Annotated in this window: 10 protein-coding genes; 3 read left to right on the top strand and 7 right to left on the bottom strand. The window is 67.8% G+C overall.

Annotated features, from left to right (window positions below):
- Positions 1-5: 5 nt before the first annotated feature.
- The 4 genes from EII42_RS04565 to EII42_RS04550 are packed head-to-tail and all read right to left on the bottom strand — an operon-like array spanning position 6 to position 2,920.
- Positions 6-692 (bottom strand): NADH-quinone oxidoreductase subunit C, encoded by a 687-nt coding sequence (locus EII42_RS04565; RefSeq protein WP_125170936.1) that lies wholly within the window; start codon positions 690-692, stop codon positions 6-8.
- Positions 689-1,243, bottom strand: a complete 555-nt coding sequence (locus tag EII42_RS04560) for an NADH-quinone oxidoreductase subunit B family protein (protein WP_125170935.1) — start codon at positions 1,241-1,243, stop codon at positions 689-691. Before EII42_RS04560 ends, EII42_RS04565 begins: the two co-directional genes overlap by 4 nt.
- 19 nt (positions 1,244-1,262) lie before the next feature.
- Positions 1,263-1,622 (bottom strand): NADH-quinone oxidoreductase subunit A, encoded by a 360-nt coding sequence (locus tag EII42_RS04555; protein WP_125170934.1) that lies wholly within the window; start codon positions 1,620-1,622, stop codon positions 1,263-1,265.
- A gap of 29 nt (positions 1,623-1,651) precedes the next feature.
- On the bottom strand, positions 1,652-2,920 hold the full coding sequence (locus EII42_RS04550) for a geranylgeranyl reductase family protein (protein WP_125170933.1): 1,269 nt from the start codon (positions 2,918-2,920) through the stop codon (positions 1,652-1,654).
- A 143-nt stretch (positions 2,921-3,063) separates the two neighbouring features.
- Here EII42_RS04550 and EII42_RS04545 point away from each other — a divergent pair, with 143 nt between their 5' ends.
- A complete protein-coding gene (locus tag EII42_RS04545) occupies positions 3,064-4,350 on the top strand; it encodes an isochorismate synthase MenF (protein WP_233558274.1) in 1,287 nt (428 codons plus the stop codon).
- Between the two features lie 158 nt (positions 4,351-4,508).
- On the opposite strand, the gene EII42_RS04540 is transcribed toward EII42_RS04545, so the two are convergent.
- Positions 4,509-6,125: a DUF6297 family protein gene (locus EII42_RS04540; protein WP_233558273.1), complete on the bottom strand. Its 1,617-nt coding sequence runs from the start codon at positions 6,123-6,125 to the stop codon at positions 4,509-4,511.
- A complete protein-coding gene (locus tag EII42_RS04535) occupies positions 6,122-6,763 on the bottom strand; it encodes an ABC transporter ATP-binding protein (protein WP_125170932.1) in 642 nt (213 codons plus the stop codon). The genes EII42_RS04540 and EII42_RS04535 overlap by 4 nt, the downstream gene beginning before the upstream one ends.
- 45 nt (positions 6,764-6,808) lie before the next feature.
- On the opposite strand from EII42_RS04535, the gene EII42_RS04530 reads away from it, so the two are divergent.
- Both EII42_RS04530 and EII42_RS04525 read left to right on the top strand, forming a co-directional pair.
- On the top strand, positions 6,809-7,525 hold the full coding sequence (locus EII42_RS04530; RefSeq protein WP_125170931.1) for a demethylmenaquinone methyltransferase: 717 nt from the start codon (positions 6,809-6,811) through the stop codon (positions 7,523-7,525).
- Positions 7,522-9,177 carry a TM0106 family RecB-like putative nuclease gene (locus tag EII42_RS04525; protein ID WP_125170930.1) on the top strand — a complete coding sequence of 552 codons (1,656 nt, stop codon included), beginning with the start codon at positions 7,522-7,524 and terminating at the stop codon, positions 9,175-9,177. The genes EII42_RS04530 and EII42_RS04525 overlap by 4 nt, the downstream gene beginning before the upstream one ends.
- Here EII42_RS04525 and menD read toward each other — a convergent pair.
- Complete coding sequence (menD, locus tag EII42_RS04520; protein ID WP_158676405.1) at positions 9,152-10,678, bottom strand: 2-succinyl-5-enolpyruvyl-6-hydroxy-3-cyclohexene-1-carboxylic-acid synthase; 1,527 nt, start codon at positions 10,676-10,678, stop codon at positions 9,152-9,154. The genes EII42_RS04525 and menD overlap by 26 nt on opposite strands.
- Positions 10,679-10,715: the final 37 nt, after the last annotated feature.

Here is a 10,715-nt window from a genome sequence, read left to right as displayed (position 1 = left end):
TTGGCTCACGAGTAGCTCCTTCGATTGTCCGGCGCCGGCACCGTCGCGCCCTTGTACTCGACGTCAACCCCACCGAGCGGGTAGTCCTTGCGCTGCGGGTGGCCCACCCAGTCGTCGGGCATCAGGATCCGGGTCAGCCCCGGGTGCCCGTCATAGATGATGCCGAACATGTCCCAGGCCTCACGCTCGTGGAAGTCGGCATGCGGATAGGTGGCCACAATGGAGGGGATGTGCGGATCCGACTCCGGGCAGGACACCTCAAGGCGCACTCGCCGATTGTGGGTGATAGACAGCAGGTGGTAGACGGAGTGCAGTTCCGCGCCCGCCTGCTGCGGGTAGTGCACCCCGGAGACGCTGACGCATACCTCGAAACGCAGGAACGCGTCGTCGCGGAACTTCGCGACGACCTCCAACAGTCGCTCCCGTGGCACGTAGATGGTGAGTTCCCCGCGGTAGTGGAGCACCGGGAACTCGCCGAACCCCTCAACGACCTCCAGCGCACGCGAGTGGATGGCATCGGCCGCGACGTCGTCAAACGGCGGGTGTGGCACGCCCGGCATTCGCAGTTCGCGCACCATCCCGCCGTAGCCCGACGTGTCGCCCGAGCCGCGCGACCACATGCCGGTCTTCTTTGCAAAAACCGGCGAGGCCGGGGCATCCGGCCGATCAGCGGGCAGGTTCTGCTCGGTCATCGCATGAGCCCCTTCTGCTCGATCTTTGCGGGCATGACAAGCGCGTCCCGCTCCAACTGCTCGATCTCCGCCACGCGATGCGCACCCATCTTCGTGTGCTGCACCTGCTCCCGGAGCTTGAACATCGCATCGATGAGCATGTCGGGCCGCGGCGGGCAGCCGGGCACATACATGTCGACAGGCAGGAAGTGGTCGCAGCCCTGAACCACCGCGTAGTTATTGAACATGCCACCCGACGACGCGCACGCACCCATTGAGATGACCCACTTGGGGTTCGGCATCTGGTCGTACACCTGCCGCACTACCGGGGCCATCTTCTGGCTGACCCGACCGGAAACGATCATCAGGTCGGCCTGCCGGGGCGACGCCCGGAACACTTCCTGGCCCCACCGTCCCGCGTCGAATCGCGGCGTGCCGTAGGCCATCATCTCGATGGCGCAGCAGGCCAGGCCCATCGTCGCCGGCCAGAAGGACGCCTTGCGCAGCCAACCGGCCACGGCTTCAACCGTGGTCAGCAGAATGCCTGCGGGAATCTTGTCTTCGAGACCCATGTGAGGATTCCTTACCTATTCAGTCCCAGTCCAGGCCCTTGCGGCGCAAGACGTAGAAGAAAGCAACGAAGATGAGAGCGATGAACAGCACCATCTGAAGCACCACGAACAGCTCCATCTGGTCGCGCGCCACCGCGAAGGGATAGAGGAACACCACCTCGATGTCGAAGACGATGAACAGCATGGCCGTGATGTAGTACTTCACTGGGAAGCGGCCACCGCCCGCCGGCTGTGGCGTCGGTTGGATACCACACTCGTAAGAGTCGTACTTCGCGCGGTTGTAGCGCGCTGGGCCGACGTTGATGCTGAGAATCATCGAAACAACCACGAAGACCGTGGCCAGGACCACCATGCCCACGATCGGGATGTATGGGTTCACGAGGACTCCTTAACTTGCAGTTGACTCGGTCAGGCCGACGGCGCGGCTTTGGCCAGTGCGTTGATCAGATGGTCCATCCAGTCGCCCTCGTGGGCGTCTCGGAGGTTGGCTAGCAGCTTCATCACCAGGCGCATCAGCGTCGGGCGGGGCAGCCCATACTTGGTGCACAGGCGCATGATCGTTGGGTTGCCGATGAGTTGCACGAAAATCGTGCCGAGCCGGTAGAAGCCGCCGAGTTCGGCGCGCAACTTCACCGGGTAGGCCTGGAGTGCGCGCTCGGCCGAGCGGGTTCCGATGCCGCGGGCGTACGCGTCCGCGATGGCGCCGGCCGCGTATTCGGCGGCCTCCATCGCGTAGGCGATGCCCTCACCATTGAATGGGCTCACCATGCCGCCGGAGTCGCCCACGAGCAGCAGGCCGCGGCCGTAGTGCGGCTGCCGGTTGAAGGCCATCGGCAGCGCGGCGCCCTGCACCGGGCAGGTGCGGTTCTCCTCGCGGAAGCCCCACGCCTCGTCGGTGGCGTCCAACCAACGCTTCAGCAACGCCCGATAGTCGGTCTTGCCGAAGCCCTTCGAGGTGTTGAGCACCCCGAGGCCGACGTTGGCGGTCCCATCCCCCATCCCGAATACCCAGCCGTAGCCCGGCATCAGCGTAGATTTGCCGGGCTCGCCGTCCCACAGCTCCAGCCAGCTCTCCAGGTAGTCGTCGTCGTGGCGGGGCGTCTTGTAGTAGGCGCGCACGGCCACGCCCATCGGCCGGTCGTCACGCTTGTTCACCCCCATTGAGATGGCGAGGCGGGCGGAGTTGCCATCCGCGGCGACGACCAGCGGCGCCCGGTAGCTCTCCCCCGTCTTGGTGGTGACCCCGACGATGCGCCCGCTCACCTCGTCGAGGATCGCGCCGGTGACGTTCGCGCCCTGGATCAGGTGTGCGCCGTGCGAGACGGCGTGGTCGGCCAGCAGCTTGTCAAAGTCGGAACGAGGCCGCACCAGCCCGTAGTTGGGGAAGTCCTTCAGCTCCGGCCAGTCGAAGTGGAAGGGCTCCTTTCGCCCGGCGTAAACCCGAAGCCCGCGGTTGTGCAGCCAACCCGCTTCCCGGGAGGTGTCGATGCCCAGGCGGATCAGTTGGCGGGTGGCACGGGGCGTGAGCCCATCGCCGCACACCTTTTCCCGCGGGAAGTGGGTCTTTTCGAGGAGGGTCACGTTCAAGCCGTGCCGCGCCAAGTACGCGGCAGTGGTGGAGCCAGCCGGGCCGGCGCCGACGACGATGACGTCCGCTTCACCAGCGGTTTCGGCCATTTTCTCGCACCTCATCACCTAGACGCAACGGGACATTCTCGGGCCAGTCTAAGGGGCCCGGATGAAAGCTGCCACCCGGACCGCCGACAGGGATTTTTCTGATGAAATCCTTGTCAAATACCAATAGACAAGGTGTACCTCCGGTGTCGTCACTGTCACCCGCAGCCGCTATGCTCACCAAGGTGAATCTGGTTTTCGGGAGCACCCGCCTTCGGGCAACGACAGTCGCCATCGCCGATCCCGGACCGCTGGAGCGGTTCCTCCCGCTGGGCGAGCCCGGCTGCGCGTTCATCCGAAAAGATGAAGGATTCGTCGGCATCGGGGAGCTGGCCCGATTCGAGACGGATTACATCGAAACCGCCGACGTGTGGTGGGCCGAAGTCTCCCAAATGATCGACCACGACTCGGAGCTTCCCGGGGTTTCGGGCGTCGGTCCGCTGGCGGTCGGCTCCTTCGCCTTCGACCCTGACCGATCCGCCCTCGGCTCGGTGTTGACGGTGCCCGAGGTCATCATCGGCCGGCGCGGGGGGCGCTGCTGGCTGACCCAATTGGGCGACAAGCGCGACTTCACCCTCCCGGAACCGAGCGAGCCACCCGCCTTCCCCGCACTGCGTCTGGGCCGCGGCAGCGTGACCCAGGACGAGTGGGCGGGGCTCGTCGCCCGTTGCGTGGAGCAGATCCACGCCGGCAGGGTGCACAAGGTGGTGCTGGCCCGCGACCTCATCGCGGAATCCAACCTCCCCATCGACCTGCGCGCCATCCTCCACCAACTGATCGACCGCTACCCGATGACTTGGACCTATCTGGTTGATGGGCTGGTTGGGGCGACACCCGAGTTGCTCGTCAGGGTGTCCGGTGGCCTGGTGACGTCGCGCGTGCTGGCCGGCACCATATCCGTAGACCCCAGCCAAACCGATCCACTGGCCAAAGCCGCGGAACTAGCCCGCAGCCAGAAGGACCTGGTCGAGCACGAGTATGCCGTCAACTCGGTGGCAGAAGCCCTCAGCCCGTTCTGCCGGGCGATGAACGTGCCCGAGGCGCCCTCCGTACTTCCCCTGCCGAACGTGCTCCACCTGGCGACGGACATCACCGGCGTCGCCGACGAGGATGCCAGCTCCCTGCGCCTCGCCGCCGCGCTGCACCCCTCGGCAGCAGTCTGCGGTACCCCGACGCACCTGGCCGCGGAGACGATCGCGGCTGTCGAGGGCATGGACCGGGGCCGCTACGCAGGCCCCGTAGGCTGGGTGGACGCCGCCGGCGACGGCGAGTGGGCCATCGCGCTACGCGGGGGCTACTGCGACCCAAGCAGCCCAGAGAAGATTAGGCTCTTCGCGGGCGCGGGCATCGTCGCGGATTCTCAACCTGCGGCAGAACTCGATGAGACCCGAGCCAAGTTCCTGCCGATGCTGCAAGCTCTCGGCCTGGACTAGTCCCGTTACGAAAAGGTCTGCCGGGTCGAGGAGAAGCCAAGCGGGACGTGCCCGAGTCTACGACGGCCGTCTCCCGCGCGGGGCGCGCCGGGTAGAGAAGCGGGGCCTTCTCACCCGACCCGCGATGCCCGGCCCGACCTTCGCAACAGGCCCGGAGTTCAGCGCCGGCGCTGAACCTGAATCCTCTTTTTCGGCTTGGAACGCTCGGCCTTCGCTTCCTGCAGCAGCCGTTGCTGCTCCTCCTGCTGAGCCAGCAGAGCCTCACGGTCCATGCCGGTGCTCAACACGACGAAGGCCACCACCCCGATCAGCACCGACACCCAGGCGGGCAGGCCAAAGAGGAGCGGCAGGGTCACGAGCGCGATCACGTCGAAACCGCGCATCATCGAGAACATCATCCCCGGCGGCATCGCGCCTGCGCCGGTCGCCACCAGCGGTCCCGAGTAGTTCGCCGGCTTCGCGGAAACCCAACGCACCGCACCCAGGAAACCGCCCAACCCCGCGATGGCAGCGGTGATGATCGGCGCCACGGGATCGGCGGCGAGCGTCGAGGCTCCGACGAAGGCCGCTATCGTCGCGGCGGACCACAGGCCAGCCAGCACCGCGGGCACCACCATGGCGGCTTTCCGGGTTGTCGCGGGGCTGAACGGGAACAGCCGTTCCAAGCCCTTGGAACGCGACAGCACCCGCAGAGTGTTCATAAACGGCACGAGGACGGCCATGAGTACCACGGCCGAAATCGTCACGTTGAGTGCCTGCAGCCCCAACGCCTCCACCGAATACGGCACCACGACCGTCGCGGCCAACACCACCAGGTTGAGCGGGTTCCGCCCGAGGCGCTGCACGTCGCGCAGCACCAGCGCGTTGGCACCGGACCCGGCACCCCGCGTCGGCCGGACGTGCCCGCGCTCCCGGCAACGGTATTCCACGAGGATGTCACGAATCAGCGGTAGTTCCAGCGCGAAGGCGGCCCCCTGCAGGCCGCTGAGCAGCGCGCCACCTGAGGTAAGGCGCTGGCGGCGGATCTCCCGCAACCGCGCGTAGGCCGCCACGGCACAGGCCACCAGCAGCGCCAGGCCCACGCTGCCGACGATGAGCGCGAGCTGCTGCTCCAGAGTTGGGGCGACGCTCAGCCAGCCCGCCGCGTTCGCCACCAGCACCCCCAGGGTGCCCATCGAGGCGAGTCCGAAGAACCATTGCAACGCGACGACGACGCCACGGCGCTCGTACGTCTGTTCTAACGCGGCAAGGGCCGTGAGCCCGGCCGCGCCGAGCCCGCCCGACGCCGCCCAGATCCCGGTCTCGACAAGCCCCTGCCCGGTGAGTGCCGCGACGAGAGCCGCCACCGCACCCGCCAGCACGCCAGCCAGGGCCAGGGCCAGGAACATCCGGCCCGCGAGGAGACGTCGCCGATCCATGGGCGAGTCCAGCAGCCAGAACCCCTCGGCTGCGCTAGCCAGGACGGGGCCGAACATCCGGCTGGCCGCGATGGTCACGGTCAGCACCCCGGCCACCGAGGCCCAGGGCAGCAGGCTGCGCGCCGAGATACATCCCTCGGTATCACACACCGAAGCTTTCTGCTGCACGTCCACGATGGCCGAGATCAGCATCGCCCCCAGGACGGCCACGGAGAACAGCGCCGTGTAGGAGGACGACAGCGCCTCCCACAGGCTGCGGTCGGCGCGCCCCCGACGCCAGTCCGCCATGAGGCGTTTGATGGCGCGCTCGTCGGCCTCGCCAACGTCGACAAAGTGCCCGCCGGGTCCCTGGCTCACTGTGCACCCGCCAACCGCACCTCGCGAGCACCAATCGCTGCGATGAGTGCAGGTTCGTGGCTGGCCAGGACGATGGCCAGGCCCTCGGCCAGGTCTGATTTCAGGCGCCTGCCCAGCCATTCGACGCCCTCCACGTCGAGCCGCTGCTCCGGCTCGTCCAGCACCAGGAGTCGGCGGGGTCGTACGAACGCGGTGGCCAGAGCGAGTCGGCGTCGCTGACCCGACGACAGCGTCCCGGGCAACTGCCCGGCCTGCGGCACCAGCTGCACCTCTTCGAGAACGTCGTCCACGAGATCCTCCGGCGCCTCCAGCCCGTGGGCGCGCGCCAGCAGATCGAGGTGTTCTACGACCGCCAGGTCGGGGAAGAAATCCAGGTCGTCAATCACTGTCGCCATGTCCCGACGGATCGCCGGGTTCGATTCGCTGAGCCGCGTGCCGCAGATCTCCACGGTGCCCTCGTCGGCTCGATCCGCGCCCACCAGGCAGCGCAACACCGTGGACTTGCCCGCGCCGTTTCTCCCGACCAGCGCCACCGCCTCACCCTCGCGCACCGTCAGGTCGAATCCTTCAACGATGGTGACCGGCCCGTAGGATTTTTTCAGGCCTTCAACCTTGAGCACTACTTCTCTCTTTGCCACCTCGCCATTGTCTCAGCACCGGGCAAAGACGGCTAGTCTGGTGCAATGCACGAAGCCGAACAGCATCACCGGGGTTTCCGCGCCACCTTGGATAAGCGGCGCGACGACGTCTCCGGAATGTTCGACCAGGTGGCGGCTCGCTACGACCTGCTGAACGACATCCTCTCGCTCGGCATGGACCGCAGCTGGCGGCGCGCAACCGTCGCCGCGCTGGCGCCACGCCCCGGAGAGCGGATGCTGGATCTCGCGGCAGGCACGGGCACGTCGGCCTGGGCACTGGCCGAACGGGGCGTGGCGGTCACCCCCGTCGATCTATCCCTGGGCATGCTACGCCAGGGCCGCAAGCAGTTCCCCACCCTCAACTTCGTCAACGCCGACGCGCTGCAGTTACCCTTCCCGGACGAGACCTTCGACGCCGCAACGATCAGCTACGGGCTGCGAAACGTCGAGGACACCCTTGCCGCCCTGGTAGAAATGCGGCGGGTTACGAAACGCGCCGGGCGCATCGTCATTGCGGAGTTCTCCACCCCAACCAATCCGGCCTTCCGCAAGGTTTACACCGACTACCTGCTGCGCGCGCTGCCTCCCCTGGCGAGGTTCTCCCCCAACCCAGTGGCCTACGGCTACCTGGCCGAGTCGATCCTCGCCTGGCCCGATCAGGCAGGCTTGGCGGATCTGCTGACCGAGGCAGGCTGGTCTGACGTCGAGTGGCGGAACCTGTCGGGCGGCATCGTCGCGCTGCATCGGGGCAGGCGCGCATGACCTGGCTTGGCCCGTATTCGGCGCGCTCCTGCCCGGTCAAGACCTTCAACGCTTCCGATCCCACGCTCACCGCTCCCCCGCAGGAAGAAGCCGATCCCGCCGCCTTCCAGGCCAGCCGGGACTTTCGGGAGCAGGTGCTCGCCGAGCTGGCCGCCTGCGTGGGTGCTGTGGACCTACGCGGCGAGGACGTCGAGGCGACGAGGGCCGCGGTGGCCGCCGGGGCAGCACTGATCGTGCGCCCGATGTTGCCGCGCGACAAGGAACACCGGCGCATCGGCAGCACCGACGCACTCGTGCGCGACCCCGCCAGCCCCGTTCCTCGGTACTGGCCAGTAAAGATAAAGCCATACCGGGTGACCGAAAAGCAGTCCGGCGGCTCGGGCCTGCTGGTTGCCCCGGTCTCCAGCCCTTTGGCCAGGGAGGTCTTCGCCAATCGCCGCTACCGCACCTACCGGGAGGGCGCCCTGTTGGAGCTGGCGCACGTGTGGCGCATGCTGGAGGCTTCGGGCTGGGCCGCCGAGCAGCCGCTGGTGGGAATCATCGACGACGATCAGTCGGCCGGCGGACAGGTGGTGTGGGTGGATCTTTCCGCTCGGTTCCTGCGCGCCTTCTCCCGCGCCCAGGGCTACAAGTTGCACAGCCCGCTCAGCCGCTATGATCACGAGTACCGTTTCCGCCTCCACGTGCTCGCGTCCGCCGAAGCGCGGACCGGAGTCGACGATCCCCCGCCGGTGGTGCGCCCCATCCGGATCAAAGAGTGCGAATATTGCGAGTGGTGGGAGGTCTGCCGACAGCGCATGGACGATGACGACCTGTCGATCCGGTTGACTAAAACCCCCTTCGATGTGCGCGAGCTGGAGGCCTTGTCTACCCTGGGCATTCACACGGTGGCTGAGCTGGCCGCAGCCGACGTCGAGGCCCTGGTTCCCGGTTTCCTGGCTCTCACCCAGCATCGAGACCGTGGGGAGGCGAGGTTGCGGCAGGCGCACCGCCGCTCGCAGATGCTGGCGCGCGGCGTGGCGCTGGAGCGCACGAGCGCCGGACCCATCGAGGCACCCAGAGCGGGTGTGGAGATCGATTTCGACATCGAAACCTCCGTCGAGGGCCGGGTTTACCTGTGGGGTTGCCTAGTCAGCGGGTTGGGCGAGGCACCGCGCTACGTCTCCTTCGCCAATTTCTCGCGCATGAGCGGCGAGGAGGAGGCGGAGTTAGCCGCGCGGTTCGCCCAGTGGCTGATCGACTTCATCGCGGAGTACCCCGAGACCCTGGTCTACCACTACTCCGACTACGAGCTGGTCAACCTGCGCCGGATAGCTGCCCGCCAGCCCGTCGTCGCCGCAGCGACGGCGCTGGCCAAGGAGCACTTCGTCGACCTGTATCAGGTGGTGCGGGCGAACTTCATCGGGGTCGAGGGGCTGGGGTTGAAGGTGGTGGCTACCCGAGGCGCCGACTTCGCCTGGCGCGACGACGACCCGGGCGGCCTACAGTCCCAGACCTGGTTCGCCGACGCCGTCGACTCACCGGATCCGCAGGAGCGAGAGGCAGCACGGATCAGGGTGCTCGAATACAACGAGGACGACGTACGCGCCACGTACGAGGTGCGCAACTGGCTGACTGAGCTGGATGCTAGCGCTGATAGCGCGCAACAATGAACTCCGCATCGCCGGCCAGCGCCGACCGCAACTGATCCACGTCTCCCACTCCCACGGCCCGCCACCCGAAGGCGGCCGCGATGCGCACCAGATCCAGCTGCTGCGGTGTTGCGAAGACCCGCTCGAAGGCCGCAGAGTACTCCGGCGCCGCCTGCTCCAGCCGATGAAACAGCCCGCCGCCGTTGTCGTCGGCGACGACCACCCGCACAGGCCCGAACTCTTCAAGCGGCGCCCGGGCCAGGGAGCCGATGTCGTGCTGGGCGGCGAGGTCGCCGAGCAGCACAGTGGTGGGACGACCGGTCGCCAGCGCGATTCCGCTGGCGGTGGCGACCGTGCCGTCTATGCCCGCCTGCCCCCGGCTCGCGTAGACGCGGGGCGGGTCCGGGGAGACGGGAGTCAGATCCGCGTCGCGGATGATGCTGCTCGCCCCCAAAACCAGGTTCTCGGATCCGGTCAGATGCTGCCAGAGCGCATCCGCCACCTGCCGCCCGCCCCAACGGCTGGGCGCCCCGAAACCAGCGTCCGCCTGCTGCCAGGCGGAAAGCCACTCCGGCGGCTGGGCCGACAGCGCCACCCGATCCGCGACAAGGCTGGCCCGGTGGCCCGCGTCGTGCCAGCTGGCCCGGTCGCTGACGACGACGACCTCCGCCTCCCCGCTGAGCAGCGCGGCTTGTGGGCGGGAGAGAGTGGGATGGCCGAACACGACGACACGCTGCACCTGGGCTCCCAGCTCGCCGCCGAGGAGACTGCGGTAGTTCGCGATTGCGCAGCGCCCGGCTCGCGCGTTGCTAGAGGGTTCCGCCAGCAGCGGCACCCCGGCGGCCTCGGCGAAGCGCCGTGCGGCCTGGCCCTGCTGCCAGCTCGCGTCGCCCGCCACGACGACGGTCAGCGGGCCGTCGGGCAGGGTCACCACTTCCGACTCCAGGCTGGGGGTCACGGACGCGACGCGCAGCCGGGGCGCGGACGCTCGGCCGACGAGCGGCGGCGTGAACTCCACGTTAAGCTGCACCGGGCCGGGCTCGCGGGTGCGCGTGCCAAGCGCCAGGTGCGCGGCCCGCTGCACCGCGGCGCTCCAGGCTGCAGGGGTACCCGATTCGCTGCTGAGGCGCACCACGTCGATGACTGAGCTGCCGAAGATACCCACCTGGTTGGTCGTCTGGCTGCTGCCCGTGCCGACGTCCTGCATCGGCCGGTCGGCGGTGATGACGAGGAGCGCCACCCCCGCGTGCTTCGCCTCCAAGATCGCGGGCGCGAGGTTCGCGACGGCGGAGCCGCTCGTGACGGAAATCACCGCCAGTTTGCCGGAGGCCTTGGCGAGCCCGAGCGCCCGGAAGGCACCGGAGCGCTCGTCAATCGCGACGTGCAGCGCCAACTCTTCGGCCAACTGATGGAAGGCCAGCGATAGCGGGGCGTTGCGCGAACCGGCCCCGGAAACCACCCCCACAACCGGCAGCTGGGCCAGGGTGTGGGCGATCACGCTGCCCAATTCGACGCTGTGCATGGCTCTCCCTTCCGCGTCCAGCCTAGTGGCCTCAGCC

The organism is Tessaracoccus sp. OH4464_COT-324, from assembly GCF_003932855.1.
Classification (GTDB): Bacteria; Actinomycetota; Actinomycetes; order Propionibacteriales; family Propionibacteriaceae; genus Arachnia.
This window is presented reverse-complemented; position numbering and strand designations above follow the sequence as displayed.

Bases quoted from the DNA above. Each gene is read 5' to 3' on its own strand.
- EII42_RS04565 (WP_125170936.1), bottom strand. From the start codon at position 692: ATGACCGAGCAGAACCTGCCCGCTGATCGGCCGGATGCCCCGGCCTCG.
- menD (WP_158676405.1), bottom strand. From the start codon at position 10,678: ATGCACAGCGTCGAATTGGGCAGCGTGATCGCCCACACCCTGGCCCAG.
- EII42_RS04530 (WP_125170931.1), top strand. From the start codon at position 6,809: ATGCACGAAGCCGAACAGCATCACCGGGGTTTCCGCGCCACCTTGGAT.
- EII42_RS04525 (WP_125170930.1), top strand. From the start codon at position 7,522: ATGACCTGGCTTGGCCCGTATTCGGCGCGCTCCTGCCCGGTCAAGACC.
- EII42_RS04560 (WP_125170935.1), bottom strand. From the start codon at position 1,243: ATGGGTCTCGAAGACAAGATTCCCGCAGGCATTCTGCTGACCACGGTT.
- EII42_RS04550 (WP_125170933.1), bottom strand. From the start codon at position 2,920: ATGGCCGAAACCGCTGGTGAAGCGGACGTCATCGTCGTCGGCGCCGGC.